The organism is Thalassovita sp. ABM4_323 (genome assembly GCF_056158665.1).
Window position 1 is genome coordinate 1 of the sequence record NZ_JBSWTS010000002.1, and the last position, 26,576, is coordinate 26,576.

24 protein-coding genes and 2 pseudogenes are annotated in these 26,576 nt (G+C 54.4%); 10 read left to right on the plus strand and 16 right to left on the minus strand.

The genetic code is table 11. From position 1 onward, the window contains the following. Positions 1 to 171: 171 nt before the first annotated feature. A complete protein-coding gene (locus tag ACXADQ_RS00235; protein ID WP_475313671.1) occupies positions 172 to 1,110 on the plus strand; it encodes a toprim domain-containing protein in 939 nt (312 codons plus the stop codon). A gap of 609 nt (positions 1,111 to 1,719) precedes the next feature. Beyond that, the gene (locus tag ACXADQ_RS00240) at positions 1,720 to 3,078 is read left to right on the plus strand and encodes a replication initiation protein (protein ID WP_475313676.1); all 1,359 of its coding nucleotides are present in this window, start codon (positions 1,720 to 1,722) and stop codon (positions 3,076 to 3,078) included. Positions 3,079 to 3,101: 23 nt separating this feature from the next. Here the strand turns inward: ACXADQ_RS00240 and ACXADQ_RS00245 are convergent, their stop codons facing one another. From ACXADQ_RS00245 to ACXADQ_RS00280, 8 genes are all read right to left on the minus strand, one after another. Beyond that, positions 3,102 to 3,359: a hypothetical protein gene (locus ACXADQ_RS00245; RefSeq protein WP_475313680.1), complete on the minus strand. Its 258-nt coding sequence runs from the start codon at positions 3,357 to 3,359 to the stop codon at positions 3,102 to 3,104. Further along, on the minus strand, positions 3,352 to 3,990 hold the full coding sequence (locus tag ACXADQ_RS00250; protein ID WP_475313684.1) for a hypothetical protein: 639 nt from the start codon (positions 3,988 to 3,990) through the stop codon (positions 3,352 to 3,354). The genes ACXADQ_RS00245 and ACXADQ_RS00250 overlap by 8 nt, the downstream gene beginning before the upstream one ends. A gap of 160 nt (positions 3,991 to 4,150) precedes the next feature. Then, on the minus strand, positions 4,151 to 4,462 hold the full coding sequence (locus ACXADQ_RS00255; protein WP_133344590.1) for a type II toxin-antitoxin system RelE/ParE family toxin: 312 nt from the start codon (positions 4,460 to 4,462) through the stop codon (positions 4,151 to 4,153). Between the two features lie 8 nt (positions 4,463 to 4,470). Beyond that, positions 4,471 to 4,743, minus strand: a complete 273-nt coding sequence (locus ACXADQ_RS00260) for a type II toxin-antitoxin system Phd/YefM family antitoxin (RefSeq protein WP_165971820.1) — start codon at positions 4,741 to 4,743, stop codon at positions 4,471 to 4,473. 105 nt (positions 4,744 to 4,848) lie between these two features. Continuing rightward, positions 4,849 to 7,704 carry a type I restriction endonuclease subunit R gene (locus ACXADQ_RS00265; RefSeq protein ID WP_475313695.1) on the minus strand — a complete coding sequence of 952 codons (2,856 nt, stop codon included), beginning with the start codon at positions 7,702 to 7,704 and terminating at the stop codon, positions 4,849 to 4,851. Continuing rightward, entirely contained in the window at positions 7,701 to 8,324 is a 624-nt protein-coding gene (locus ACXADQ_RS00270) for an abortive infection family protein (RefSeq protein WP_475313700.1), read from the minus strand. Before ACXADQ_RS00270 ends, ACXADQ_RS00265 begins: the two co-directional genes overlap by 4 nt. Positions 8,325 to 8,336: 12 nt before the next feature. Continuing rightward, positions 8,337 to 9,602, minus strand: a complete 1,266-nt coding sequence (locus tag ACXADQ_RS00275; protein WP_475313704.1) for a restriction endonuclease subunit S — start codon at positions 9,600 to 9,602, stop codon at positions 8,337 to 8,339. Positions 9,603 to 9,611: 9 nt separating this feature from the next. Further along, on the minus strand, positions 9,612 to 11,195 hold the full coding sequence (locus ACXADQ_RS00280; protein ID WP_475313708.1) for a type I restriction-modification system subunit M: 1,584 nt from the start codon (positions 11,193 to 11,195) through the stop codon (positions 9,612 to 9,614). Between the two features lie 255 nt (positions 11,196 to 11,450). On the opposite strand from ACXADQ_RS00280, the gene ACXADQ_RS00285 reads away from it, so the two are divergent. From ACXADQ_RS00285 to ACXADQ_RS00300, 4 genes are all read left to right on the plus strand, one after another. Continuing rightward, positions 11,451 to 12,023, plus strand: coding sequence for a recombinase family protein (locus ACXADQ_RS00285; protein ID WP_475313712.1), 573 nt, complete (start codon positions 11,451 to 11,453; stop codon positions 12,021 to 12,023). A 160-nt stretch (positions 12,024 to 12,183) separates the two neighbouring features. After that, a complete protein-coding gene (locus ACXADQ_RS00290) occupies positions 12,184 to 13,137 on the plus strand; it encodes a hypothetical protein (protein ID WP_475313717.1) in 954 nt (317 codons plus the stop codon). A gap of 3 nt (positions 13,138 to 13,140) precedes the next feature. Further along, positions 13,141 to 15,828: a type IV secretory system conjugative DNA transfer family protein gene (locus ACXADQ_RS00295; RefSeq protein ID WP_475313719.1), complete on the plus strand. Its 2,688-nt coding sequence runs from the start codon at positions 13,141 to 13,143 to the stop codon at positions 15,826 to 15,828. Continuing rightward, positions 15,821 to 16,768 carry a replication-relaxation family protein gene (locus ACXADQ_RS00300; protein WP_475313721.1) on the plus strand — a complete coding sequence of 316 codons (948 nt, stop codon included), beginning with the start codon at positions 15,821 to 15,823 and terminating at the stop codon, positions 16,766 to 16,768. The genes ACXADQ_RS00295 and ACXADQ_RS00300 overlap by 8 nt, the downstream gene beginning before the upstream one ends. Positions 16,769 to 17,020: 252 nt before the next feature. Here ACXADQ_RS00300 and ACXADQ_RS00305 read toward each other — a convergent pair whose 3' ends face one another. From ACXADQ_RS00305 to ACXADQ_RS00320, 4 genes and pseudogenes are all read right to left on the minus strand, one after another. Continuing rightward, positions 17,021 to 17,242, minus strand: a complete 222-nt coding sequence (locus ACXADQ_RS00305; protein WP_475313726.1) for a hypothetical protein — start codon at positions 17,240 to 17,242, stop codon at positions 17,021 to 17,023. Between the two features lie 842 nt (positions 17,243 to 18,084). Next, a pseudogene (locus tag ACXADQ_RS00310) lies at positions 18,085 to 18,915 on the minus strand (type IV secretory system conjugative DNA transfer family protein). A gap of 138 nt (positions 18,916 to 19,053) precedes the next feature. Then, a pseudogene (locus tag ACXADQ_RS00315) lies at positions 19,054 to 19,329 on the minus strand (type IV secretory system conjugative DNA transfer family protein); the annotation flags it as partial. Between the two features lie 193 nt (positions 19,330 to 19,522). Further along, complete coding sequence (locus ACXADQ_RS00320) at positions 19,523 to 20,251, minus strand: hypothetical protein (RefSeq protein WP_475313728.1); 729 nt, start codon at positions 20,249 to 20,251, stop codon at positions 19,523 to 19,525. Between the two features lie 195 nt (positions 20,252 to 20,446). On the opposite strand from ACXADQ_RS00320, the gene ACXADQ_RS00325 reads away from it, so the two are divergent. Then, positions 20,447 to 20,740, plus strand: coding sequence for a hypothetical protein (locus tag ACXADQ_RS00325; RefSeq protein ID WP_475313731.1), 294 nt, complete (start codon positions 20,447 to 20,449; stop codon positions 20,738 to 20,740). A gap of 26 nt (positions 20,741 to 20,766) precedes the next feature. Here ACXADQ_RS00325 and ACXADQ_RS00330 read toward each other — a convergent pair whose 3' ends face one another. Continuing rightward, positions 20,767 to 20,928 carry a hypothetical protein gene (locus ACXADQ_RS00330; RefSeq protein ID WP_475313736.1) on the minus strand — a complete coding sequence of 54 codons (162 nt, stop codon included), beginning with the start codon at positions 20,926 to 20,928 and terminating at the stop codon, positions 20,767 to 20,769. A 545-nt stretch (positions 20,929 to 21,473) separates the two neighbouring features. Between ACXADQ_RS00330 and ACXADQ_RS00335 the strand changes: the two genes are divergently transcribed. Further along, positions 21,474 to 22,286 carry a hypothetical protein gene (locus ACXADQ_RS00335; RefSeq protein ID WP_475313740.1) on the plus strand — a complete coding sequence of 271 codons (813 nt, stop codon included), beginning with the start codon at positions 21,474 to 21,476 and terminating at the stop codon, positions 22,284 to 22,286. A gap of 35 nt (positions 22,287 to 22,321) precedes the next feature. Here the strand turns inward: ACXADQ_RS00335 and ACXADQ_RS00340 are convergent, their stop codons facing one another. The 3 genes from ACXADQ_RS00340 to ACXADQ_RS00350 form a co-directional block, all read right to left on the minus strand. Beyond that, a complete protein-coding gene (locus ACXADQ_RS00340; RefSeq protein WP_475313743.1) occupies positions 22,322 to 22,588 on the minus strand; it encodes a hypothetical protein in 267 nt (88 codons plus the stop codon). 8 nt (positions 22,589 to 22,596) lie between these two features. Further along, entirely contained in the window at positions 22,597 to 23,376 is a 780-nt protein-coding gene (locus ACXADQ_RS00345) for an N-6 DNA methylase (RefSeq protein WP_475313747.1), read from the minus strand. Between the two features lie 210 nt (positions 23,377 to 23,586). After that, positions 23,587 to 23,739 carry a hypothetical protein gene (locus tag ACXADQ_RS00350; RefSeq protein ID WP_475313752.1) on the minus strand — a complete coding sequence of 51 codons (153 nt, stop codon included), beginning with the start codon at positions 23,737 to 23,739 and terminating at the stop codon, positions 23,587 to 23,589. Positions 23,740 to 24,253: 514 nt separating this feature from the next. On the opposite strand from ACXADQ_RS00350, the gene istA reads away from it, so the two are divergent. Then, on the plus strand, positions 24,254 to 25,819 hold the full coding sequence (gene istA, locus ACXADQ_RS00355) for an IS21 family transposase (protein ID WP_008335500.1): 1,566 nt from the start codon (positions 24,254 to 24,256) through the stop codon (positions 25,817 to 25,819). Continuing rightward, positions 25,752 to 26,480 (plus strand): IS21-like element helper ATPase IstB, encoded by a 729-nt coding sequence (istB, locus tag ACXADQ_RS00360; RefSeq protein ID WP_083783480.1) that lies wholly within the window; start codon positions 25,752 to 25,754, stop codon positions 26,478 to 26,480. Before istA ends, istB begins: the two co-directional genes overlap by 68 nt. The last annotated feature ends 96 nt before the right edge of the window (positions 26,481 to 26,576 follow it).

Sequence of the window (26,576 nt, forward strand, 5' to 3'; positions counted from 1 at the left end):
CCGATAGGGGGTCAAACTTCAATGCCGATTGACATCGCGCCGTGCCCGCCAGGGCCAGCGGCAGCGCGGTTCTTGACGCCAAGGGGTAGCGGTAGAATTGCGAGGCTCACAGTGGCTTCCCCCTCCCCTTTTCACCACCCAAACGCTCTTATCCGTGTAACATTCCCAACGATGAACATCGCGCAAGCCAAATGTATCCCCCTCGAGCAGTACCTCGAGCGCCAAGGCCTTCGACCGCAGAAGACCCGCCAGGGTGGCCGGGAGCTTTGGTATCACTCGCCTATCAGAGACGGGGACGAAAACCCGTCCTTCAAGGTCGATACCATCAAAAACGTCTGGTTCGATCACGGTGTTGCTCATGGTGGCAACATCATCGACCTCGTGCGGGAGATGTGTTCCTGCGATGTGCGGGACGCGCTCCGTCATCTCGAACAAACGCGGCTCTACTCCCCTACCCTTTCTACCCCGACAACCTCGAGCTTGCGCGGCGCTTCGCGCCGGTCTGAGGCTTCGCCAAGAAAACAGGTCGCTGAGGGTGAAAAAGAAAAAAGTGGGGCCTTTGAGCTGGTGTCACAGAGCACGCTCCAGCACCCTGCCCTTCTTCAATATCTGACGAAACGCGGTATCGACCATGATATCGCCCGTGAATACCTGCGAGAAATCGAGTTTAAGGGCCCTCAGAGCGCTGGAAAGTACTTTGCCCTCGGTTACCCCTCCGGAGATGGGTTCGAAGCCCGCAACGCGCTCTTCAAAGGTTTCGTAGGAACGGGCAAAGCGGTGACCTTCCATGACAAGCCGGGAGCAACCCGGCTCCAGGTCTTCGAAGGCTTCATGGACTTCCTCTCCTACCTCTCGAAAGACAAACCGGCGCAGCCGGTCGGAGCGGTACTGGTGCTAAACACCACAAACCTCTGGCCTCGCGCCCTGCCCTTCCTGAATGATCCGCGCTTTGAAGAGGTCCGGCTCTACCTGGACAACGACGCGGCGGGCGATGCCGCCACGCGCAAACTCTTTGAGAACGTGGACGATAGCTCGAAACTTGCCGATATGCGCAGCTACTATGCTGGCTATGAGGATCTGAACGCTTGGCTTCTGGGTCGAAAGGCGTAGAGGTCTCGCCCTTCATCCTTTTTCTTTTCAAAATTCAAGAAAGCAACAACCTGAGCTGACAGGGGGCCGTGAGGCTCCCTGTTGTTGTTTAGTATGTTTAGAAGAACAACGTTTAATATGTTTAGGGGCTGAAAAGTGGCTTAAATTCAGCGCTTTACAGGGTGTAAGGTGTATATTTATGGGGCGTGAGGTGTACGTTTATAGGGAAATTTCGGATTTAAGGTGAAAGGATATGGGGCGACAGGTGTATGTTTGTGGGGTCTAAGGTGTACAAATATGGGGCGCTCTCTTCGTATCTGTAACTATCTGATAAGATAGCGAAAAAATGGGGGTCTGGCTCTGCTAGGTGTATGGATATGGGGTCTAAGGTGTATGTTTATGGGGCGATACCCCTAAGAGACTGAATATCATCAAGAAAGGAGCCGATGCGCGAGTCTTCGACCTCCAAGAACACCCCTTCGGAAGCCCTCTGAGAAGGCTTAAGGTGTATGGATATGGGGAAAACGATCTCACCTGAGCGGTTCACCTTTCGCAGGCGTTGGGCAGAAAAACTTGCATTCTCACAAATAGGCATAGAATGGTGTAACGATATTCTTTAGAATTTACACCATGAGCCAAGAGTCGAAAAAAGTCAGTCGTGACAACCAGATACTGAAGAAGCACGTCGCAGCGATTCACATCGGTGCGAAGCTGTCGCTGCTTCAACGCAAGCTGGTGAACGCTCTGCTCTACAATGCCTATGACCAGCTCCTCACGGCGCAAAATCACGAAATCAGTGCTTCAGTCCTCTGCGAGATGATCGGTTTCGATAGCAAGAACATCGGTTACCTCAAAGGAGCGCTCAAGGGGCTCATGGAAACCGTGGTGGAGTTTGACGTGCTCGAAGAGGACGGAGAGCGCTCCTGGGAAGCGATGGTGCTCCTCCCCTATGCCAAGATCAAAGGTGGGACTTGTACCTACCGCTATGAACGGGCTCTTGCTGAGAAGCTCTACCATCCGGACGTGTACTCGAAGATCAACCTCAGCGTCCTTCGGGAGATGAACAGCGCTCATGCGCTCGTGCTGTATGAGAACTGCTATCGCTTCGAAGGTATTGGCCATACGGCTTGGTGGGACGTGGATGTGTTCCGCAAGCTGATGGGGGTCGATATGATGTCGAGCTACAAACCCTTCAAAGCGCTGAATTGGAACGTGATTCAGCCTGCGATGAAGGAGGTAAACAAGCTCTCCAACATCCAAGTCGAGATGGAAACCCGAATGAAGGGCCGTAGCGTTACAGGCTTGCGGTTCATCGTGCGTCCGAACCGCCAGCTGTCATTGGTCGGAATGGAGACCGAAGACGACATTACGCAAAACCCAGCTTACCAAGCGCTGCTTAAAGAAGGCATCTCCAAGACCCTCGCGCGTTCGTGGCTCCTTGAGTACGGCGAAGAGCATATTTTTGATAAGCTCGACCTAGCGAGCTCTCAAGCTGCGAGCGGAAAGATCAAATCCTCCAAAGCAGGCTTCCTCAAAGCAGCTGTTGAGCAGGACTATCACAACGAAGGTGCGGCCAAGAAAAAGGCGCTTGAAGCAGCGCAAGAGAGGAAAGCTGCCCGCGAGAAGCTCGAGCGAGAGCTAGAAGCGCTCAAAACGGCCCAGAGAGACGCAGAGACGGCTTATAGGTGGTCTACGGCGGAAATCATCGAAAAGGCCTTTCAGGAGCTCTCTGAGGGCCAGAGAGAGGCGGTTACGGCAGAGTTTCAACTCACACTCGGCAGCGCAGTCTATGTGAATGCTTTCAAACAGGGTGGCTGGAAGGATCGCCTGACCTTCCCGGATATCAAAAAATTCTGGGAGGCTCGCGGTCTTGCCCTCCCCTCCCCTGCTCAGTGGGCACAAAAAAACGGCTCACAGGAGCCGGAAGCGCTCAGAGCGCAGATTGAAGAAATAGAGAAGCAACTAAAACAACCTGTTGTTTCGGTTTAACCGAAACATTCGATTTATTCCAATCATTCAAAGATATCGGTATCGTTTCTCAGGATGTGCTTGAGATAGGTGGACTTCGGAACGAGGCCCGCCTTTTCTTCGAGCTTCGCAAGCTCAGCTGGTGTCAGCTTGATCGCCACCACCTCAGACTCTTTGTCCGCTGGCTTCTTGGGTTTCCTGCCGGTTGTTTTCGGGGCAAGGATGGATTTCAGTTCATTCGGTTTAACCGAATTATCCGGTTCAACCTTTTTGAACATAGAGAGGTCGTTTTTCTTAGGCATAGTTCTGCTCGAGGTAAGAAAGTAAGCTATCAAACTGCGCGGCCACCTCGCGATAGGTGTAGCGAGCCAGGGCGTCCTCTTCCATCATGTGCCGGATAGAGCGCTCTTGCTCGAAGATCGTATCAAAGACGCGCGAAAACTTCAGCGGAAGCACGGGTATCCCCTGCCCTATCGCGTGATCGACCACCGCCTTGATGTTCTTGGTGTCCTCGCTGTCGCTCCAGTCTTTGAAGACCTCGCCTTTGCGTTTCGCCAGTTTCGTCGCCACTACGACGATGTTCTTGTTGTATGGCTGAAGCTCTCTGATGGTGTGTATCCCTGCGTGGATGCACTTGAGCTCGTTGTAGATCGGCACCACCACCACATCGGACTGAGAGACCGCTGAGACGATACTGGGCCGTGCATCACGAGACATGAGCCCCGCAAGGTCGAAGACCACGTCGATACCATCGGGAAACTCAGGAAACTCCTCGTCAGGCTGAAGCGAGAAGAGCCGTTCCTCAGGGAGGATCGCGTCCAGAAGGTTGTAGGGCTCGTTGGTCGCCAGGGCATATTCCCTGTCGAGCGCGATGTTCGTGGCTATCGGGGTTTTCCCCGCTGAGCCCTTCATGTTGTAGACGGTTATTTTCATAGTTTCGATTGTATGTGTAAACTTAAAGAATGCAAATAACTTGTTGAACAAAGTGTTTCGGTTTAACCGAAACAACCCATTTGATTGATTTAGGCCGCTGGTTCCGGTCCGTGGGTGTTTCGAGTGTTTTGATAGTTTCGGTTAAATCGAAACTATATATTTATCCGATAAGGTCATCGGTATCGAGACCATGCTCCTCGATGTCCTGATTGATCCCCATCCGCCCATCGAAGATGAACAGCACGAAGACGGTGTCGTCTCGGAGCGTGTAGTAGATGTTGTAGCGCTTCTGGAAAATCAGACGCCGGATGCCGCGCGGCTCATGGTAGAGGTGCCCGAGCAGGGGATTGCTGCTCAGGTGTTCCAAGATGAAGCGGTCAATCTCGTACTGAAAAGCCTCGGCGTAGTCTTGCGAGTAGTCCGAGTGGTACAGGTAAATCGGCCACAAGCTTTCGCTTGCGGTCTGCGTCATCACTACCTTCATGCCGCGCTGGAGTTACGATCCTTGAAGCGGGCAAGGCGAGCCGCTGTGCTGGCATCGCTGACCTCTTCGAAGCGTCCGTTCTCGATGTCATCAAGCCCCTGAGCGAGGCCGCGCTCAATACGAAGCTTGGTCAGCTCCTCCCAGTCCTGAAAGGACACGGTCACCGCGACAGGGCGGTTTTTCTTGGTGACGATCACGGGTTCGCGCTGCGCGGCGTCCAGGTAGCGCCCGAACTCCTTGCTCGCGACGGATGCGGTCATCGTTTTCATGCTCATGGGCCTTATGCTTAGAGGGTAATGTCCACATTATACGGAAAATCCGGAAAACGCAAAGTTTCCCGGATCAGTTTGCTTCAAGTTGGAAAGGGGAGGGGGCTAGTCCACCCCGTCGATGAAGGTTTCCACGAAAGCCTTGATCTTCTCGATCACCCGGTCTGCAACGCTGCGACGTTCTCGTAGGCCAGGGCGCTTTTCCATAATCCCGATAACGTCGTCGCGCATTGGGGTCTTCTCGGTGAAGAGGTAGGTTCCAATAACCTTCTCAAGGCCTTCTTGCTTGAGGCCTTCGTCCTCGCTCAGGTTCGCGATGGCTTCCTGCTTCCTCGCTTGCCAGTAGCTATCAAATTCCTCCCCAACATCGGCGCTTGCCGGTAGGTCAGGGAAGTGCTGCGAGATGAAGCGTTCGATGAGCTCTTTCTTGCTACGGAGCTGAGCCTCGGTGTCGAGCACATCCATGATGCTCTTGCGAGCCTTGGCCTGCTCTTCAGGCTTCTTGTTCTGCATGTCGCGCAGCAGATTGATGATGTAGCTGACGTTGATTTTGTCGCGGCTGATGAGCTCGACCTCGAAGTCCAGGTCATCAAGGATCGAAACCTTCTCTTTTTCTTTTTCACTGCGAACCTTGTCGTAGAGGTCAAGGTACTTGCTGCGGAAGTCTGCGAAAGTCTGTTCATCTAGGGGTAGGGTAGAGAAGTCGAATTGCGTGAAGCAATCCAGCACGTTCTTCACTCGGATCAGCTCACGGAAGGCTTGCACGAAAGCGGCTTCATCCTCTTCGGTGAGCAGCTCATCCACACTCTCGACGGTCGGCGTGATGGCAAAGAGCTTCGCGGTCGCTTCCTCGAACTTCTGCACATAGTCTTCGTAGGGCGCGAGGATGATTTCTTCCTGTGCGTCCTTGTTCGCGAACAGCTCGATAGCCTTGTCGGTAGCGGGCTTGAGGTTGCGGAAGACCACCACGTTTCCTTGGGATTTCTTCGCGCCCATCGTCCGGTTGGTGCGGGAATAAGCCTGCAAGAGCCCGTGGTACTTGAGGTTCTTATCGACGTAGATCGTGTTGAGCGGCTTGCTGTCAAAGCCGGTGAGGAACATGTTGACGACGAGCAAGATATCGACCTGTCGTGCTTTCACGCGCTTACCTACATCCTTGTAGTAGTTGTAGAAAAGCTTGCTGTCCTTGGTCGAATAGTTGGTCCCGTACATCGCGTTGTAGTCGGCAATGTACTCGTCCAGCTTCTCGCGGCTGTGCTTGTTCACCGGGCGGCTTTCGTCCGGCAAGTCATCGGCATCACCAAGGCCATCGGCGTCGGCATCTTCTTCGTTCGCTTGGTAGGAGAAGATGGTCGCAATCTTGAGGTTGTGCTCTCCAGCGTCCTTCTTCGCCTTGAAGAGCTCGTAGTATGCGATCAGGCTCTTCACGTTGGAGACGCACATGATGGCCGTGAACTCGCGGCTATGCGTCTTCCGGTCGTGGTTCGCGATGATGTAATCCACGATTTTCTCGAGACGGGCAGGGGCCTCCATGACCTCGGCCGTGTCGATGGCTTCGACTTCGATGTCTTCCACCTGGTCTTTGCGTTTCACGGTTCGAATGTACTCGACCGAGAACTTCAGGACGTTCTCATCGCGGATGGCATCGGTAATGACGTAGCTATGCAGCTGGTCTCCGAAGAGATCCTTTGTTGTTCTCTTGCCCTTCACAACCCGCCCATCGGGCATCGTGTAGGCATGGGTTCCGGCGTTTTCTAGGAAGATCGGTGTTCCGGTGAACCCGAACATCTGCACGTTATCGAAGTAGTCTGTGATCCGCTTGTGGGTCTCTCCGAACTGGCTACGGTGGCATTCATCGAAGATGAAGACCATGCGCTTGTCCTTGAGTTTCTCCATCACCTTCAGGTGCCGCTCTTTGCTGATAGCCGTGTTGAGCTTCTGAAGGGTGGTCACGATGAGCGGGGTATCATCCGCGAACTGGTCCACCAGCTTCTTGGTGTTGTTGGTCGCGTCAACGCTTCCTTCTTGGAAGCTGTTGAACTCCTTGATGGTCTGGAAATCGAGGTCTTTGCGGTCCACGACAAAGACCACCTTATGCACCTTCGAGCTCTGCGTGAGTATCTGAGCGGCCTTGAAGGACGTGAGCGTCTTTCCTGAGCCGGTCGTATGCCAGATGTAGCCGTTCTTCTGCGTGTTCGCGACACGCTCGACAATCGCTTCAACGGCATAGAACTGGTAGGGACGCAGCGCCATGAGCAGCTGGTCACTCTCATGCAGCACGATGTACTTCGTGATCATCTTCGAGAGCTGGCACTTCTCGAGGAAGGCCTCAGCAAACTCGCTGAGCTGCGAGATTTTCCTGTTCTCTTCGTCGGCCCAGAAAAAGGTCTGCTTGAAGTCGCGCCGGTTCACCGGGTTGTTGGCGTAATATTTGGTGTTAACCCCATTGCTGATGACGAAGAGCTGAATGTACCCAAAGAGCCCATAGCCCGCTGAAAAGCTGTGGCGGTGGTAGCGGTTGGTCTGGTTGAAGGCCTCTTTCATCTCAAGGCCTCGGCGCTTGAGCTCGATCTGCACGAGGGGCAAGCCGTTCACAAGCAAGGTCACGTCATAGCGGTTCGTGTACTTGCCCGTCATGGTGACCTGATGCGTCACCTGGTACTGGTTCTTGCACCACTGAATCTGGTTGATGAGCTCAATATAGCCGGTCGTTCCATCGTCGCGGGTGTAGTCCACCTTATCGCGAAGAATTTTGGCCTTCTCGAAGATGTTCCCGCGAGCGAGCTTGTTGAGAACTTGCCGAAACTCGAGGTCAGAGAGGAGCAGCTTGTTGTGCTTCTCCAGCTGACGTTTGAGATTGACCAAAAGGTCATTCTCATCGGCAATCGTCACCTTATCCCAGCCCAGGTTTTCAAGCTGCGCGATAAGGGCGTTCTCTAGCTGTTGCTCTGTCTGTGTCATTCTTCTTCAGGGTTAAATTCTAAAAGGAAATCGCCAAGCTCGATCTCATAGGTTTCAAATTCTTGCTCGAAGAGGGCTCGGCTGTACCGGATTTTCCCAGGGAGCGGGTTCTGCTCGTCAAGGAAGTCATTGAACTCCGGGTTGTCCTCATATTCCGTAACCTTGTCTGCCAGCCGGTCCAAGCGGCGCAGCATGTATGTACAGATGTTATCCGTGATCCCGACAATTAGGTCGGCAAACTCTGCGTCGTTCACCTGCTCTTTGAGCGATGCGCGACCATGCCCGATGTCGCAGTGCTCGTTGCGGACCTCACCAATGTAGTGAACAAACCCCGACATGCGGCGGCAGGCTTCAGCATCGGAGAAGCCACGGCCTTTTTGAAGCTCGAGGAGCGCCCGTTTCACGAGCGCCTGAAACTTCTCATCTTTGTGGCTGTCGAGCGGCTCTTGGTTGAGCAGGTGCAGCGAGAGCTTAGAGATACCTTCAATGAGAGCCTTGCAGGTTTCAATCGAGATATCTGGCTTTTCGTCAATGTAGCCTTCTACCAGGTCCAGATGGCTGTGGTAGTATTCTAGTCGGTGGCGCTTGATCCGCTGGATTTCGTGTTTGAGCTTTTCCATAGGGCAGGGCGCTTACACAAACATCTGTTGAAGCAAACCCTTCTTGAACGTCTGGGCGAGCTCGAGTTCTTGCTCTACTTGGTCCAGTTTGCGGTCCAGAGTAGATAGGAAGTCCGCAATTTTCCTTTGTTCATCGGGGTGGGGGATGTGAAGTTTAATCTTCAAAAAGCTGGCTTTTGAAAGATTGTAGCGTGTGCTTCCTTGAGCCAACGGAATGACCTTGGTGCGATATCCCTCTGATCGAAACAGATACCGAGAAAACTCAGGAAGCAGAGCATTAATGTTATTAGGGCGAAGACCAAAGCAGAAACTATTTAGGTAAGTATCTGGCATCTCTAAAGTCACTACTGATGCAAAACCTACCTCTTTAGGTGTCTCACTCGAGGTAGTGAATATGATGTCCCCACGCCGAATTGTGTTTTGGCGCTCGTCTGCTGATACTTCGACGAAGCCGCATTGCTCCGGGTAAATTTGCGAAGCCTTGAACACTTGCAAGTAGGTGACGAAGCGAGCTCCCGAACCAAAGTCGGCGGCGCTCTTGCCGGTAAGGCCGCCAAAGGTCTTACCAATATCTCCTAGCCGCTTCTCTGCCCAATCTGGGAAGTCGTTACCATCCTCATCCTTGAAGCGGACGGACCGGCTGAAAAGCTGTTGCATGCAGCCCTTTTTATAGCCTTCCACCAAGGCCTTCTTGCGCTCCAGCTGCGCAATCTTTGCTTCCACCACGCCAACGAAGTCCGCGATCTTCCGTTGCTCATTGAGAGTGGGCGCAATAGTGATCGAAACTGCTGACAACGACTCCTGCCCAACATTGTAGCGCGTGCTACCACCGCTTCGGGCAGTCATATCCTTGCGCACCCGTGCAGTTTTCAAGAGGTTATGAAAGTATTCGGGTTCGATTTCAGTAACCGGACGACCCCGGATAACAAAGCCACCAAAAGTAGCGGAATGTTCTGGGTCAAGGTAGACGTTGCTCTGACCTACCTCTTCTCGGGTCTCAGAGCTTCGTTGAAACAGAATATCACCGTAGCGAACTTCGTTTTTTTCGAACTCTTTGTCAGAAATCTCAACGCTGCCGATGATGCTATCATACGTGATTGGCGTGTCGGAGATGATATCGAGAACGTTGATGAATTTTCTACCTCTTCCATAGGATGACTTGTCGGCGTTCACTCCGTTCTTGAAAGTGAAAAAGTCGCCTAACGTTTTTTCTTTCCAGGCCACGTCAAACCCCGGAAATCTGAGCTTTGGCTCGTTTTGTCGATTGGTGTTTGTCATGATGCAGGCTTAGGAATTAAACGGAGAAACGATGCCAAGTTCTTCACAGAATTTGGCGAGGGAAGCGTCGGTCTGTGCCATCTCTGTTTCGAGCCCCTGCAACTCGGTTGTAATAGCTATCAGATCGACAGCATCTTCCTCCTCGAAGGTATCGACGTAGCGAGGAATGTTCAGGTTGTAGTCATTCTCAGCGACTTCGGAGATTGGTGCGACGTAAGCATATTTTTCTATAGTTTCTCGCTTCTCGTAGGCGTCAACGATTTGAGCAACATGCTCGTCGGTAAGGCGGTTTTGGTTTCCTTTTTTTTCGAAGTGAGCGCTCGCGTCGATGAATAGGATATTCTCATCATGCACACGGCATTTTTTGAGAACTAAGATGCAAGCAGGGATGGATGTCCCATAGAAAAGGTTCGGTGGAAGCCCGATAACCGCATCCAGGTAGTTGAGGTCTTTGATGATGTACTCGCGGATAATACCTTCAGCTGCACCACGAAAAAGCACCCCGTGCGGCAGCACTACGGCGGCGGTTCCGTTGTCCGCAAGCTGGTGGATCATGTGCTGCACGAAAGCGTAGTCAGCCTTCGAGCTTGGCGCTAGACGGCCATACTGGCTGTAACGGTCATCGGTCTCGTGGAGAGGATTGTCAGAGCTCTTCCATTTCGCGGAGAAGGGCGGGTTTGCCACTACTGCCTCAAAACGCTCTTCTAGGTGCTGCGGCTCCTCGAGGGTGTCCTCTTGCCGGATGTCGAAGCGCGAGAAATGCACATCGTGCAGGATCATGTTCATTCGAGCGAGGTTGTAGGTCGTTCGGTTAAGCTCTTGCCCAGCGAACTCGCCAACATCCGCTTCTTTCGCGATGCGAAGAAGCAAAGAACCTGAACCACATGCCGGGTCATAGGCGTTTTTGATCTGGGTTTTCCCGAGGGTTACGATTTTCGCGAGGACGCGGGAAACCTGCTGAGGGGTATAGAACTCCCCGGCTTTCTTACCGGCTCCGGATGCGAATTGCCCGATAAGGTATTCATAGGCATCGCCAAGAACGTCTGAATCCACTTGCCCAAGCTGGAAGTCGATGGCGTCCAAGTGTGCCAGCACCTTCGCGATAAGCTTGTTGCGGGCGTTCGGGGTGCGTCCAAGCTTCGTGCTTGCCAGGTCGATATCTTCGAAGAGCTTGTTGAAGTCGTCTTCGCTCTCGTTTCCCATCGTGCTTTGCTCGATGGCGTTTAGAATGCTCTGAAGGTCTTCAAGGATGAAGTTTCCGACTTCCTCCTCGTCGTCCTCATCAACCTTGATGTTCCCCTTCTTCGTGATGGCGCTGAAGAGCTCTTCAGGCTTCAGGAAGTATCCAAGTTTCTCGAGCAACTCCTCCTTGATGGCCTCAAGGTCCTCCTCGTCGGTCACATCGACATAGTCAGTGACGTCCTCGGTCTCGAGGAGCTTGTTTGCAAAGAGGTGCTGCTTCTCTGAGAGGTACTTATAGAAGATGAAGCCAAGGATGTAGTCGCGGAACTCATCCGCATCCATCTTCCCGCGAAGCTCGTTCGCGATCTTCCAGAGCTGTTTCTCAAGAGTCAGTTTTTGGGCTTCGGTCATTGTTGTTCTTGTTACATCTTAAAGGGGCGTGTCCGTTAAGATGTTATTCAGCAAAGGGATTTTCGCAAGAAAATGTGCTGAAGCCGTCTCTCGAAGCTGCCCGGTTGTTCGTTGCGCTCGACACTAAACCCGATTTGCCTTTTTGACCATGTCCCATAAACTATACTTTGTGGGACCGGGGCAGGGTGGCGATTTCTTCCGTCCCAAAAGTCTTCCCATATTGATTTCCCATAATTCCTAAGACATTTTGAAACCATGAAAGTAGGTTACGCGCGTGTGTCGTCGGTCGGACAGAGCCTCGACACGCAGATCGACAAGCTCACGGCCTTCGGCTGTGAAAAGGTGTTCCAGGAGAAGCGCTCTGGAGCTTCACGCCAGAAGCGTGACGCTGTGAACGCCGCGCTCGAGTTTTGCAGGGAAGGGGATGTGCTGGTCATCACCAAGCTCGACCGCCTGGCTCGCTCTATGTTCGACCTTCAGGACATCACCAAGACCCTCGAGCGGAAGGGAGTCGATTTCATCGTGCTCGATCAGAGCATCGACACAACAACGCCAGCTGGTCGGCTAACCTTCCATCTCCTGGGCGCTGTCGCTGAGTTTGAGCGCGACCTCATCTCAGAGCGCCAAGCGGAAGGCATAGAGAAGGCCAAGCAGAAGGGGGTGAAGTTCGGTCGTCGCGAAAAGCTTACTTCAGAGCAAGTTGAGGAGCTGAGAGCGGCACATAGGGCAGGGGAGACACGTCAAGCACTCATGCAGCGCTTCGACATCTCGAAGAGTACGTTCTATCGCCTCTGTTCGAGCGGGTACTCCGCTCAAGACGAAACCTAGTGGACCGAAGATAGGAAATCGGGTTGACGCTGTATGACGTGATAAGTGCAGCTCCGATTTGCTTGCTGCGTGTGTGCAAACGGATTGATATATAGACAAAAAACACCAATGCACACGGCATCTATGATGGAGTGTGCCCTAGATCGACAAAAGGCCCCAAATGAAGCCCTGGGAAGAATTTATCCGGCTCTTCAATGAGCAAGACCGCCTTTGGCGAGAAGACAAATCCAAACACAAACAGCTCTTTCTCAACAAGGGTGTCTTTCTTGTGTTCATTGGGATAATTCCTCCACTTCTTCTCATCATTGGGATGTCCAGCCAATCTGGAATTTTGGGGTTCCTCGGAGCACTAATCTTCGTATTTATCTACTTTGTGCTGCTTTTGTTCCTTCTTGTTCGTCCCGACTGGATATTGGTTCAAGCATATCAGGAACACTTGAAAGTTCCTGATCTTCAGAGGGTGCTTGAGTCCTCTCAAAAGTCGGCAACAGAGCGCGGCGATCTCATCAGGACTATGAGACAGAGCCGAGACGAAGGCGTTGAAATGTATGAAGCCATTATCAAAGAGAAAGAACAGGAGATCGAAAAGGAAAAAGAGACCACTGCCGCTGCACAAGATGAGAACCGAGGTTTGGTCCAGAAAATCGCGGAAGCTCATCAAGAGATTGATGATCTGAAAACAAAAATTGAAGCTAGCGAGCGCAAGATTGCGGGCCTTCGTGAAAAGGAACGAGGCTACCTAGAGAGGATAAATCTCCTTGAAAGCGAAGCAGAGGCAATCAAGGCTCGAAACCTCGAAGAGTTTCAATTCAATGACTTAATGCAGCACCTGATCAATCGTTTGGCTGGTGACAACTCTGTTGAAGTCTCCACTGATCGCGCAGCAACCCTGTACGGGCTGATGCAAAAGCATGTTCCTGATAAAGCGCGGCTGCGAGAACTATCTCAGATTCCGCATGAGCTTCAGAGGGCTCAGCAGATCGAGCTGATCGTTGAGCGGTACTCGGAGAAAATCACTGAGGTTGAGCGAAGTGACCTTTCGGACACCGAGAAGCGCGACAAAATCAATGCTTATCGGCTCGCTCGCGAGCGCGAGCTTGGTATCGAAGAGTAAACTATGAAACGATCTATCATCCCAACCAAGAGACCCCGCAAGTCGTCGTTGGGCCGCATCGGAGATACTGGGGGCGGTGCGCTAAGCGCACGGAGAAGCGAAAAGCCGACGCTCATCGGTCATGACGTGACCTCAGAGGAGCTGTTCGGGTTCACGCCCAAGCATCGACAGAACCACACGCATATTCTTGGTTCAACTGGGACAGGGAAGTCCAAGTTTTTAGAGCTCCTGCTCCGACAGGACGTGCAAAACCGTGGCTGTGGGGTCTGTCTTATTGATCCACATGGGAAGCTCTATCAGGACATCCTGACTTATATCGCCACAGAGAAATCAACGCTCGCAGACCGTTTGATTCTCTTCAATCCGTTCAACGACCTCGAGAATGTCATAGGCTTCAATCCGCTTCCGGCCGGAGAGAAGGATCGGTTCGACTACATCGAAAAGAACTTCGTTTCGGCCTGCCTCAAGGCATGGGGCCAGGAAGATATTACGGATACACCCCGCATAGCTCGCTGGCTGCAAAACATCGCGCACACGCTCCTGGTCAACGACATGACCCTCCTAGAAAGCGCGGCCCTTATTTCGACAGAAAAGAACGACCATCTGCGCAAAGCGCTCGTCCAGAATGTCGTGAATGAGGTCGTGCGCGTCGATTGGGAGGGGATAATCGAAGGCAATTCACAACGCCGGTCAGAGATGATCGAAGGGGCCGGGAACCGCCTCGTATCCTTTCTTCAGAACGAGCTTATTCGACTTATCATCGGCCAGAAAGACAACGTGCTCGATCTGCCTCAGATCATGAAAGAGGGGAAAATTCTGCTGGTTAACCTCAATGACCAGCACGGCAGGGTGACGCTGCCAGATGCGAAGCTAATGGGAACCCTGCTGGTCTCGGAGCTTTATCGGGTTGCACGTCTGCGAGACCCCTACGATCCCCGTCTCAAACCCTTCTACATCTACATTGACGAATTTGCTCAGTACGTCTCAAACGACATCGCCTATTCACTTGAGGAAGTGCGAAAGTTCAAGGTTTTCTACCTGCTGGCGCACCAACATCTCGGGCAGCTCAAGCGCGACAACGCTTACCTGTATCAGTCCGTTCTTACCAACTGCAAAAACAAGGTCGTTTTTGGGGGCCTGTCCTTCGAAGACGCTGAGATCATGAACAAGGAAATCCAGGAGGGTTTCGTTGATCTGAAGACGATCAAGCACACTCAGACCCGTATCAGAGAACGCCATATTGAAACGACCCGACGGGTCCGACAGGAGCAGTTTTCACAAACCACTGGACAATCTGATCAGCGGTCCTCGAGTTCAACTATCTCTGACAGCGAGGCGGAAGGGCTCAGCGAGGGCGAAACACGCTCACGCAGTCACACAGACTCCACCACTGACGGGCATACCAGTTCCACCTCTCATGGGCAGACCAAGGGGACAGCTGATACGACGGGCCGATCCACAGGCCAGACCAATACACTAGGCAAGTCTTCCTCGATCACAGACACGACCGGGAGCTCTGAAGGAAGATCTGAGAGCCTCAACTTCGGTCGATCTGATACCCACAGCGACTCCCATGGAACAAGCCAGTCCTCGGCACTTGCTCAGGGCCAGAGTGTCGGAAAATCCATAGGGGGAGCGGATACTCGTGGTCAAAACCAAAGTCAGACCACCACTCAAGGACGGTCTGACAGCGAAACGCGCTCATCCTCAGACACAGATAGCCGTGGGAGCTCTTATGGTTCCGGCGATAGTCGATCCATGGACGAAGATGGCTATACGTCGCGGGGTCACAGCGACAACTCGAGCTACAATCTAGGCTCGAGCCATACGGAAGGCCGCGCCAGCACGAAGGGCAAATCCGTTTCATGGTCCGATCAGCACGGAACCTCACAGGCTCATACAGACAATTGGTCAAAGACCACGAGCCAAAACGAAACCACTACCGACACGCATGGTCGCAATGAAAGCACCAGTGACGCCCACACCGAGTTTTCGGGTGAGCAGTACGGGAAGAGCTCTTCGACCAACCAATCCAGAGCCCAAACACAGGGGCAAAATAGCTCTGAGAGCCATTCTCAAACAGAATCTAGCTCTCACACCAAGAACCAATCTGAGACGCTCACCAAGAGTTCTGGCACCACGAAGAGCCGTGGTAGCTCTGATACTCAAGGGCTGGCGCAAACCCAGCAACGCTCTCAGACCCAAACGCGTGGCACTGCCGAAACAAAGGGCACAGCCCAGACGCAAAGTCACTCCGAAAGCCAAGGGTACAGCGTCGGGGACGTGCCCTTTTTCGAGATCGAAGAAGTTGAAGAAGTTGCGTCGGTCCAGTTCTGGACCCTGAACGACCTGATGTACATGAAACGGGCCGAGATGAGAAATCTCGACGTGGCCCAGGCTTTTGTGAAAATCGAAAACCAACCTCCCGTGCATTGCCGGGTGGCTCACATGCCGGAGCGTAAGATGTCGCGTCAGCTCGCGGAAGATATGGTGGACGGGCTCAAGCTCGAGGTCGTGGAGATACACAAAGGCCAATACCTTCCCCTGAGAGCAGCGAAAGCGAAAATCATCAAGCGGCAAAAGGATGCCTTCGGAGACACGATCAAGTTCTACGATACCCTGACCCCGGAGCCTCCTCAGGAAGACGAGACGAATGATATAGCTGACGACGAGGATTTACCCTTTGGATGATCAAAAGCCCCTCTCGCGTCACAAACGAGAACCCAGGAAGCTGCCAAATTTCAAGATCACTGAGCGCGATGTAGAAATTATGCGGGCGCTTGGTCGCTACCGCTACCTGTCTGTTTCGCAAATCCGACGCCTGTTTTTCCCTAGTAGTGTGGACACCCAGGCGGCTAACGGGCGGCTCAGAAAGCTGTTTCATAGCGGCTATATTCATAAGGCTGAACCCTACAGCCGTCTCGCTCAGCCTCAATCCGAGTACATATACCTTCTCGATAAAAAGGGAGCAGAGTATCTCGCCAAGATCGGCAAGGCCGAAAGAAGCTGGCGCAAGGGACGAGATGTCAAGCAGGCCTTTCTCCAGCACGCACTGGACCTCTCAGAGTTCCGGATCAACCTCGAACTCGCCCTCAGCAAGCAAGACGTGGTCTACCTCGATACCTTCATTCCTGATTTTCAGATGCGAAGCAGAGCACAGGACTATGCATCCCGGCATCGCTACGAGCTCTACACAGAGCTGGTAAGCCCCATAAACCGCCGGAGCTATGTCATCTATCCTGATGCGTTGATCATCCTGAAGGCTGAACGGAATGGTAAAGTCCACGACCGACTCCTCTTCCTCGAGATTGACCGAGGCACCCATGGACTCGAAAAAATCCGGGAAAAGGTTCATGGCTACTATCTCTACCATGCCAAAGGCCTGCACCGACCTATCCTTGAAAATAACACGGACTTCACCGTGCTATTTCAAACATCCTCAGAAAGAAGGGCAGACAATATCCGGGAGATTCTAGCTGGGTACATTGGCTCTGAACGCGTCTGGGTTACCGACTATGCTCAGGTCGATGAAACCAGCATCCTCTTTGCCCCTATCTGGAAGGGTGTGTCAGGCCACCCAAAATCCATCCTGAAGCCTACTGGTCTACTGCCCGCTCCTAAGTATCCGTGACACCGCGCTCGAAACCTGCCGCGTTTCAAATCCTTTCCACTCAGACTGGCCATTGGCGTCAATCTGGATATCGCAGGAAGTGTGTAGAATTTGGTCCTCGCCGTTCTTTTCGACGGCTTCTTGTGTTGGCAATAAGTCCACCACGGCATCAGCGATATCCGAGGCATGGCGTTCCAAGACCTCGGCGCATGATCGACCTTCGGTATTGGGAACATGCAAACCAAGGCGGATGCCATGGTTGAGTTCCCGGTCTCACATAACACTTTCGATTTCCGCCATGACAAAGGGACGTCCCTGGCTCTCCCGGCCTTCGCGTTTCATCCCCTTGCGAGGCAACCGGCCAGCGATTTGCTCAGTGAGATAGTGGGCAATGTTTGCTTTAATCGTTCTCTGATCCATCCCGCCGTCGATGGCCAGATATCCTATTTTCACTTGGGACTCGATATGGCCTGAAAAATCCGGAGCCTGCTTCATCGGCTCCGCATAATCTCAAGCCCTTTCGGTCGATACCGAAACAACGTTTGACATGTGTAGAAAGTTAAGAAGTACGAAAAAATTATACCTCATTGGGCCAAGAAAAGCAAAATTCAGCGCAAGGGAAGCGGTCTGGTCAGCGTGCGGAGCACTTGGGGGGTGCGCTGAGGTGTCGGGGCATAGCCCTGACTCCAAGGGGATGGAAACCGCTGTCATCGCTTGTCAAAGACATCCCCTTGGAGTCAGGGGTACATTTGAGGAGAACAATCAGGAGAGAGCGCCACAACCGGCGCTACGATCCTATTGATTTTCAGCACAAATTGCCCCCTGACACCTCGCGCACCCCCCATCTTTTGACCATAACTGCCCCTAACGACGGAGGTTAGGGGCACGTTATACCTTATCCTGCGTCTGTTTTGCTGATACAATAAAGCCACGTCCAAGCTCTGAGCGGTTTACACATCTGAGAAGATGCAAAACGTATCAGTTTTTGAACGTGGCTATTTTATTTCGTAACCGAGTGACTATGAGTCCAGCTGTTTCTAAAGTCTGCTCCCAAGTGTTCAAAAGCATGGAAGCTGCTTTAGGTGATCCAGTGGTTCAAGGTCTGGTGGCTGACGAGCTCGTGAGTTCTGATCCCCATCGGTGGACTATGCAGGTAAAGCATGGGTTTCTCAGAAAGGAAGTGCGGTACATTCGCAATCCAAACTGGAAACCAAGCATCAGTGACATGATGTATGCTCTACAAAGCAGGTCTTAGACCGTAGCCAGAAAGGATGATCTTCGGATTATCCTTTCACCCCATCCTTTTCAGGATACATCAATTATACTGACCTATTCTCTCAGTCAAATTTTTCTGCGAAAATCGGCACCCACTTCACCTGGCCGGTCGACCTGTTTTCGCTCCGCCCTGCGGGAGGCTGTTTCGAGGCGCTCCGGAATCTTCCGCGCTTGAAATATGGCATGGTGCGCAATCTGGCGGGATGTCGGTTTCCGGATATCAAAATAGCCTCGTCCTCTCCGATACGGCGGATGCTGTCGGAATTGAGCAGATTGTGCTCATGGTGACGGGCGGTTTCATGTTCGTCTCTCGCCTCCTGATGCTCGATCACGCGGCCAGAAAGCCCCTCGAAAAATCGGGCGGTCTCGGGGTCTGAGCCGCTGTAAGTCAGGTAGCTGTTGAATCCCCCTTGGATACTCTTGGCGTAGTCCTGCCCGTAGCGGGCAGAGAGCTGCGAGATGGATTGCAGGATGATGGAAAGGCTCACGCGGTATCCCCTGATGGTGTTCGCCACCGAGACAAAGCCGGGAAGCGTGGCGTGGCCGAACTCATCAAAGAGCACATAGACGGGAAGCTCTCAGGGTTTGGGCATTCTTCTCATGCAGGCATTGAACACGCTGCGGAAAAAGAGGCTCGTCCAGAAGCCATAATACTCGGCGTGCTGCGCCGGAATAACTTGGTACACGATGGTCTTCTGCTGGCGGATTGACGCCAGCTCGAAGCTGCTGCTTGCTGTGAGCTCCACCATGTTCCGGTTGGTGAATGCCCTGAGGGCTGTGAGCGCGGTCAGGGCGAAGCTCTGGACCGCCTGCGGGTTTCCGGTTGTTGCCCCCTTCCACTCATCAAAGAGGCTTCCGTCGTTCGGATCGTCGGGGTTCTCTGCCCAGGTGATGGCGAAGTCATCGAGCGGGCTTCAGTCGCTGCCGAAGTGCTGAAGCAAGCGATAGAGGTTTCAGAGGGTGAAGTATCCAGCATCCTCCCTGCTGGAGCGGCGCAAGAGCTTCAGGAGCACGCAGACAAGGCGGATGGCTCAATGATCCCAAAAGGCGTCTTTCTGGCTCCCTGAGCTCCCTGCCCTGATGAGAATTTCAGCCACTTGCTCGAGCTCGATATCCGTCTTGGCCTCGAGCAAGGGATTGAAACGTGCGCTGCGGGTGAGGTCTTCGGGGTCTATCACCACGACACGAAAGCCGGCGCGTTGCATGTGGCCGGCAGTGGCTTCGAACACTTCCCCTTTCGGGTCGTTCACCACTATCGAGCTTTCGCTCTTCGCCCGGTCCAGGACATTCGGGATGATAAAGCGGCTGGTCTTCCCCGCTCAAACGCGGGCCACCACGCATACGTTCTGAAAGCTATGGGCTTCGCTCAGACGCCCACTCTTCCCGTCGATGAGAAGGCCAGAGTGGCGAGAGCGCAGAAGGCGGCGCAGCTCACGGCGGCGCAGATACCTGGCTCCCTCCTGCTTCCCTCTTCTGGGCATAATCAAAGAGGCGAGCCCTTTAGCGGCCTCGCTGACGGTTCGGATCACGTCTCACGCGTTCATGCTCATGCTGTCTTGGTTGGATTTTTAGGCGCTCGAGCATCTTCAGGGCTCTCGAGCGAATGCCCCTCAGGGTATCGCTCACCGCGAAGCGGACCAGCGCCTTCAGTTCCCGGAGAAGATTTCCAGACTGTTCGGCCTCGGCCTGCTGCTCCTGCTCGTGGCTTTTCCTGAGCCGCTCAAGCTCGGCCCTCCATTCGTCCCGCAGGTCTGGTGGCTGCTGTATTTGCTCTTGGTGCCGCTGTGGTTCCGGCAGGGCTTCGGCACCTTTTTCTTTTTCACCCTCAGGCGCGGTTTTTTCTCGGGTCTCCGTCAGCCGCTCCTCGGGCAGAGCTTCGAAGGCTTTCAGAAAATCGGGGTTCAAAGTCTTTAGGCGGTGCTTCTTCCCGCTCTCAAGATGCACGATTCCCGGCGTCCTCCCCCGGATATAGAGCTTAAGCCCGTGGGCTTGCAGCTGCTCCCGAAAGGCGTGTCGATCGGGGCTCTCACTGAGTGCCTCACGGACAAGCGCCGCGATGTCACTGGGTTGACCTGTGGCGCGTTCTCCTGCTTCGGGAGCCTTTTCCGGTGCGTGGCGTTCCGTGTCTTTTTCAATGGCGCGGTTCTGCTCGAGCTCAGGCATGGCCTCGAGGACGTGCCGTTCAAGCTGTACCTGAATTTCCCGAAAGCGGCCCTTGGATAAACGCAAGCGTTTGGCCTCTCCGGCCGGATTCGCGCTGATTATCAGGTGGTAGTGCAGCGAGTGTTCTTGGTCCTCATGTAGATTGCCGAAGACCAGGTTATCCGGACATCGCTCTGCAATGTAGCGCTCGGCTATTTCGCGTAGGGCCGTCTTCTGCCGCTCGAGACCGACGCCCTTGGCGCGGGTGATCGAGATGATTTCGTGGTAGAGGTAGACCCCGTTCTTGCGCCGCTGAAGCAGGTCGCCGTTCTGCGCGAACTCATCCCGGATAGCTCAGAGATTTCGGGCAAGCAGGTTGTGCCGGATACGCCATGCGGTTCCGCTGGCTCCTCGGTCGATGTATCCGACAAGCTGGCCGAAACTGGGCTCCTTCCGGCTCATGGATTTGACTATCATGACCCGTTTTCGTCTTCCTGCCCGAAGCAAAGGCTTCGGGAGGTCGCGGCGCGGGTTATGCTGGCAATGTACTGGGTGTGCAGCGCGGCGATTTCCTGAAAGAGCTCTCGCTCATCCAGGAGCTCTCAGACGCGGTGAGAATAGCGGGCCATCTGGTTCACGTTGTTCGCAACGGTGCGAAGAACGCGGTCCAGGTCGGCCAGCTGCGCCGCGATCTCCGCAGGAAGCTCGGGGCGGCTCTCAAGCGCGGCAAAGGCCGTGCGTTTGAGATAGGTCGCCGCGGGCAATCCTCGTCAGGATGCAAGCTTTACGACACGACGGTACTCGGGCAACGACAAAGTCAGGTTCACGCGTTTCGCGTGATCCTTGTAGTTTTGGCGGTAGTCTCGTTGGTAGTCGCTGCGTGTCACCTGGGCGGAGCTAAAGGCTAAATGGGTTCAAAGGGAAACGCGCCTCGAGCGATCTTTCCCTTGCCGGGGGATGCAAGGGGTGGAAGCCCCTGCCAAGATGCGTGTTCGCGAAGAATTTTGCAGGCCAGCGAGAGCGAGGCCGCAGGAAAATTGTTCGTTACGAACAGGCAATCTTGCACCGAGTGCGTGCTCTAAATTCTGCTCGGCGTCGGAAAAATGTCAAACCCAGCTCTTCACCTCAGCTTCACAAAGCTCCGGTCGGTGGTCTGACTCAGCTTTCGTCAGTCGTGCCAAACCCGGATTCTTCCGGATTTGTGCTGGTCTGCTTGGACAAAGTTTGCGGTTTCAGAGCTTTTGAGAGGGTGAAAAAGAAAAAGTGGTGCTATAGCTAGCCTTCCGTAGATTTGTCAGAAAGCGCGTTGATGTTCAAAAGATTTAGGAAGAACCCACCACCTCAACAGCCGGAAGGTTATGACGAAGGCAAACGCATTTTTGACCTTGGCGTTGCCGCAGCGGCCAAAGAACACTTTCACAATGCTTTTCTGTTGTACTCAGCCTCGATTGAGGCCTGCCCAAACCCCGCCCCTTATCTCAATCGCGCAAGAGTTTTGGTAAAAAAGAAACGCCACAAAGAGGCGCTTGACGATCTCTGGCAGGCGCTGCGTTTAGATCAAGAACAAAGCCAAGAGATGATCAGCGAGATAGAGGACGACATCCAAGAAGTGTCCCCCTACGTGGAAAACTATCGGAACGGGACACGGGAAAAACTGGTTGAAGATTTCCGTGCAAACAATGGGTCATTCTCCGACTTGCGGTATGTCGCGCAACGGATTTGGGGGGTGACTTTCCGGGGCGCTGGAAGCGAGTATGAGCCATATCGCCACCCCCTTTCAGAATACCATTTCTTCAACGAATTGGATAATGTCGCACGATTTGAAGACCCCGATGTCTACCCGGAAGCCAAAGAGTTTCTTGCACTCTACCCCGCGAAATTCATCGCTCAAAAGGTGAATGGGCCTGTTGATTTCGAAGCATACTCTCGCTCGGAGGCCCTGCTAAACATCTTTCTATGTTCCTACGACGAACCTGACATGCGCAAGCTGCGGCGCTTGATGCTTTACGACATCCATGAATACCTTTTGCGCCGTGATTACGGCGACCAACTTTGGTCGATGACAAATCCGCAGCCAGAGGTCATTCAATCGGCAGCAGACTTTTTGAGCCAGGAGACCTAACAAGAAAAGAGCCCCTGTGTGGGGCTCTTTCGTTCTCATATGAGCGAAAGCTGAACGGGTTTGCCGTCATCCTTCGTCTCCAGCCATGCCGTGACAAAGGCCACCGGTCCACCAGCATCTTCCACCAGCTCGCGCGGGCAGAAGTGGGACCGATACCCGGTTTCGGATATCGGATGCGGTGAACGGTCGGCCGTCACGATCTCAAGGTGTGCGGTGTCGCCACCAAGCCACTCAGGGCACCACCGGATGGTGATCCCCTGCCCTCGCCAGTCGATTTGGAACTCCTCGTATTTCTCGGTCATAGCTGGCCCTAGAAGTCGAAACCGAGTTGTTCTTCTCGGACGCTTGGGGCTCCGGATGTAGCAACCAGATCAGGTGCCTGCTCCTTTGGAGCTGGCGCAACCTCGGCACTTCCCTCCTTCCGCCTGAGCCGGTACTTCCACAATCCCAGATGATGGGCGGGGGTGTACCAGACTTCGCGGATATCCCAGCTAAGCGTGTTCCCGACGATGACCTCGGCGGGCACGTTCCAGAGACTGAGCTGGATGTAGCACATCAGCGCGGCCATTCGGTCCAAGTCGATAGCCTGCACCCAAAGCTTCTCGGCCGGGTTATGCCCTGCACCGATCATTACTTTGACCAACGCCAGGATCATCCCCCCTGCCCCCGCCGCCGGTTCCCCGGCGGTGATGAAGTCTTGGGTCTCGAGCTTGTCGAGCTCCTGGGCAAAGGTCATTCGCGCCATAAGCTCGGAAACCTCTGGTGGGGTGAAGAACTGCCCTGCATCTTTGTTGGCGATTTCCAACTCCATGTAGAGCGGACCAAGGATGTCTCGGGGTTCTTCGTCCAGCGCAGCCACAAGCTGCGCCATCAGTTTCGGAAAGGCCTGTTGGTCGTCGGGTTTATACTGCCCGATGATCCGCAGGTACTCCTCTTCGCGGGCCTCGTCCTTGTGAAGGCTGTTATGCAGGCTGCACGCGGCCATGGTCACAAAATCCCGGAACACCTCATAGCGGTGCCGATAGGGTGCGAGCTGCCTAAAGGTTTGCTTGAATGCCGCCAAAGCGGCATCGCGGCTTGGTTTTGCCATGCCTCTTGTCCCCTGTTTGGGGTCTTCCGAGGTCTGGCTCCCACCAGTCTCGAAAGACTGATGGTTGGATGAGTGATCGCTCTTTTGCGGTCGGGAATTATTCTGGAAGAAAAGTGTTTTTTGTCAAACGTTTGACGTATCTTTCCTGCTTCATCCCTTCTTCTGCTTTCAACCTTCCTGCTCGAGCCAGGCTCGAACAAAGTCTACAGGTCAACCTTGCAACTCCACGTCTTCCTTGTGGCAGAAGTGGGAGCGATATCCCGTTTCACTGATAGGAAATGCCACGCGGTCTTCGGTCATCAATTCAAGATGCGCGATCACGCCTCCAAAGGCTTCCGGCTCCCATTTGATGAAGATGGTCACATCGTTCCAGACAAGGCGAAAAGCCTGAATTTCATTTGGAGATTTTCAGTTTCCAGGTATACTATTTGTGTTCATAACGTATTGAGTAATATGGTAAAAAGAGGGCCTAAAGCCCTCCGATGAACATGGCCTCAGGCCACAGTTTGCCTTCTCCCTCGAAACTCTCGACTTCGTACATCATGGTTTCGATGAACGCTTCTCAGCGATCCCGGAGAAGACTGCTCCACGCTTCCGGATACGGTTCTTCCGCCCGGAATATTGTGGCGACTGCTTCCTCTGTCAGTTCCATAGTCAAATGGTTAGAAAATAAACTGCCCCAGCCTTGCAGCTGAGACAAAGCTATTCCACCGCGCCCTCCCCTCGGAGGCAGTCAAAGCGAAGGCGTGAACCGTTCGCGCCGTGTGAACCGGCATGCAAGATTGACCCCTGTATTGGGGTAATCGGCGTCCAAAAGTGACCCCCCTGATATTTCTGTTCAGAAGCTTCCTCAAAGGATTGAGGGAGCGATTTGGGGATGTTGGTTGTGGAGACGATTGCGAAGATCAGGCGGGCGCATTTCATCCAGGGGAAGTCGATCAAGCAGATCTGCCGGGAGCTGCGGGTATCACGGAACACGGTGCGGAAGGTGGTGCGGTCCGGGGCAACCGAGTTCAGCTATGACCGGTCCACGCAGCCCCGCCCCAAGATCGACCCGTGGCGGTCCGATCTGGATGAGATGCTGGCTGAGAATGACCGGCAACCCAAACGCCAGCGGCTGACACTGGTTCGGATTTACGAAGAGCTGCGCAACCGGGGTTATGACGGCAGCTATGATGCGGTGCGGCGCTATGCGGCGAGTTGGTCGAAGGCGACCCGGGAAGCTTCCGCCGCTGCCTACGTGCCGCTGAGCTTCGACCCGGGCGAAGCCTATCAGTTCGACTGGAGCCATGAGGTTGTCCTGATTGACGGCGTGACCACGACGGTGAAGGTTGCGCATGTGCGCCTGAGCCACAGCCGGATGCCGTTTGTGCGGGCCTATCCCAGAGAGACACAGGAGATGGTGTTCGACGCCCACGACAAGGCGTTTGCCTTCTTCGGTGGGGCCTGTGCGCGGGGCATCTACGACAATATGAAGACCGCCGTTGACGCGATCTTCATTGGCAAGGATCGGGCCTATAACCGGCGGTTCCAGCAGATGTGCGGCCATTACCTGGTCGACCCGGTGGCCTGTACCCCGGCCTCGGGCTGGGAGAAAGGCCAAGTCGAGAACCAGGTCGGCGTGATCCGCCGGCGCTTCTTCGTGCCGCGTCCGAAGTTCAAATCCTATGCCGAGTTGAACGCCTGGCTGGAGGATCGCTGCCTGGCCTATGCCAAGGCGAACAAACATCCAGAGTTGCGCGACAAGACGATCTGGGAGGTGTTCGAGGACGAGCGCCCGAGCCTTGTGCCTTACGTCGGCCCTTTCGATGGATTCCATGCAGTTCCCGCATCGGTGTCCAAGACCTGCCTCGTGCGGTTCGACAAGAACCGCTACTCGGTCGATGCCCGGGCGGTCGGGCGGCCGGTGGAGATCAGGGCCTATGCCGCCCGGCTGGAATGCTGGCAGGATGGGCAAATCGTTGGCCAGCATGAGCGGGCCTTCGGGCGGGACAAAACCATCTTCGATCCCCTGCATTACATCCCCGTTCTGGCCCGCAAACCCGGCGCCCTTCGCAACGGGGCGCCCTTCAGGGAATGGGAGCTGCCGGTGCCAATCCGCCGCGTGTGGCGCAAGCTGGAACGCCAGCCGGGCGGTGACCGGCAGATGGTCGACATCCTGAGCGCCGTGCTGACCGACGGGATTGATGCGGTCGAGGCGGCCTGCGCCGAAGCCCTGTCGCACAATGTCCATTCCGCAGGCGTCGTGCTGAACATCCTGGCCCGGCACCGCGAGCCGCCACCACCCCTGACAATCACCACCCCGGATGCGCTGAAGCTGGCCTGCGAGCCCATTGCCGACTGCAACCGATATGACAGCCTGAGGAGAACACAGAATGGAAAGATCCGAGGTAATCGACGCGATGGGAAAGCTGAGGCTCTACGGAATGAGGGCCGCCTATGACGAGGTCCTGACCACCGCCGTCAAACGCCAGCACGAGCCGCAACAGATCATTGGTGACCTGCTGACCGCCGAGATCAGGGAGAAGCAGGCCCGGTCAGTCAAATACCAAATGACCATCGCCAAGTTGCCGCTCGCCAAGGAACTGGAGGAGTTCGACTTCGAGGCCGCCGAGGTTAACGAGACCCTGATCCGCGACCTGGCCAACGGCGACTTCCTCGACCATCAGCGCAACCTCGTCCTGATCGGCGGCACAGGCACCGGCAAAACCCATCTTGCCGTCAGCATCGCCCGGACCTGTATCCGGGCAGGGCGCCGGGGCCGGTTCTTCAACGTGGTCGACCTGGTGAACAAGCTCGATGCCGAAGCCCGCGCCGAGCGCCAGGGCCGGACCGCCGACCTGATCTCCCGCCTCGACTTCCTGATCCTGGACGAGCTCGGCTATCTGCCCTTCGCCCAGACCGGCGGCCAATTGCTGTTCCACCTGATCAGCAAACTCTACGAACGCACATCCATCATCGTCACCACCAACCTGGCCTTCGGCGAATGGCCCAGCGTCTTCGGCGATGCCAAGATGACCACCGCACTGCTCGACCGGCTCACCCACCATTGCGAAATCGTCGAAACCGGTAACGAAAGCTGGCGCTTCAAGAACCGCGCATAGCGCCAACCCGAAACCCCGCAGGCCCGCCGCCGCTGCGCTATGTGAGGGCTACGCAGCGCCGGGCCTGCTCACCACCAAGGGGGTCAATATTGGATG

What these genes read in the sequence shown, in the direction of transcription:
- ACXADQ_RS00265 (WP_475313695.1), bottom strand. Translation starts at nt 7,704, where the DNA reads ATGACACAGACAGAGCAACAGCTAGAGAACGCCCTTATCGCGCAGCTT.
- ACXADQ_RS00285 (WP_475313712.1), top strand. Translation starts at nt 11,451, where the DNA reads ATGAAAGTAGGTTACGCGCGTGTGTCGTCGGTCGGACAGAGCCTCGAC.
- istB (WP_083783480.1), top strand. Translation starts at nt 25,752, where the DNA reads ATGGAAAGATCCGAGGTAATCGACGCGATGGGAAAGCTGAGGCTCTAC.
- ACXADQ_RS00290 (WP_475313717.1), top strand. Translation starts at nt 12,184, where the DNA reads ATGAAGCCCTGGGAAGAATTTATCCGGCTCTTCAATGAGCAAGACCGC.
- ACXADQ_RS00295 (WP_475313719.1), top strand. Translation starts at nt 13,141, where the DNA reads ATGAAACGATCTATCATCCCAACCAAGAGACCCCGCAAGTCGTCGTTG.
- ACXADQ_RS00280 (WP_475313708.1), bottom strand. Translation starts at nt 11,195, where the DNA reads ATGACCGAAGCCCAAAAACTGACTCTTGAGAAACAGCTCTGGAAGATC.
- ACXADQ_RS00250 (WP_475313684.1), bottom strand. Translation starts at nt 3,990, where the DNA reads ATGAAAATAACCGTCTACAACATGAAGGGCTCAGCGGGGAAAACCCCG.
- ACXADQ_RS00335 (WP_475313740.1), top strand. Translation starts at nt 21,474, where the DNA reads ATGTTCAAAAGATTTAGGAAGAACCCACCACCTCAACAGCCGGAAGGT.
- ACXADQ_RS00345 (WP_475313747.1), bottom strand. Translation starts at nt 23,376, where the DNA reads ATGGCAAAACCAAGCCGCGATGCCGCTTTGGCGGCATTCAAGCAAACC.
- ACXADQ_RS00240 (WP_475313676.1), top strand. Translation starts at nt 1,720, where the DNA reads ATGAGCCAAGAGTCGAAAAAAGTCAGTCGTGACAACCAGATACTGAAG.
- ACXADQ_RS00305 (WP_475313726.1), bottom strand. Translation starts at nt 17,242, where the DNA reads ATGAAGCAGGCTCCGGATTTTTCAGGCCATATCGAGTCCCAAGTGAAA.
- ACXADQ_RS00270 (WP_475313700.1), bottom strand. Translation starts at nt 8,324, where the DNA reads ATGGAAAAGCTCAAACACGAAATCCAGCGGATCAAGCGCCACCGACTA.
- ACXADQ_RS00260 (WP_165971820.1), bottom strand. Translation starts at nt 4,743, where the DNA reads ATGAAAACGATGACCGCATCCGTCGCGAGCAAGGAGTTCGGGCGCTAC.
- ACXADQ_RS00245 (WP_475313680.1), bottom strand. Translation starts at nt 3,359, where the DNA reads ATGCCTAAGAAAAACGACCTCTCTATGTTCAAAAAGGTTGAACCGGAT.
- ACXADQ_RS00340 (WP_475313743.1), bottom strand. Translation starts at nt 22,588, where the DNA reads ATGACCGAGAAATACGAGGAGTTCCAAATCGACTGGCGAGGGCAGGGG.
- ACXADQ_RS00235 (WP_475313671.1), top strand. Translation starts at nt 172, where the DNA reads ATGAACATCGCGCAAGCCAAATGTATCCCCCTCGAGCAGTACCTCGAG.
- istA (WP_008335500.1), top strand. Translation starts at nt 24,254, where the DNA reads ATGTTGGTTGTGGAGACGATTGCGAAGATCAGGCGGGCGCATTTCATC.
- ACXADQ_RS00255 (WP_133344590.1), bottom strand. Translation starts at nt 4,462, where the DNA reads ATGACGCAGACCGCAAGCGAAAGCTTGTGGCCGATTTACCTGTACCAC.
- ACXADQ_RS00275 (WP_475313704.1), bottom strand. Translation starts at nt 9,602, where the DNA reads ATGACAAACACCAATCGACAAAACGAGCCAAAGCTCAGATTTCCGGGG.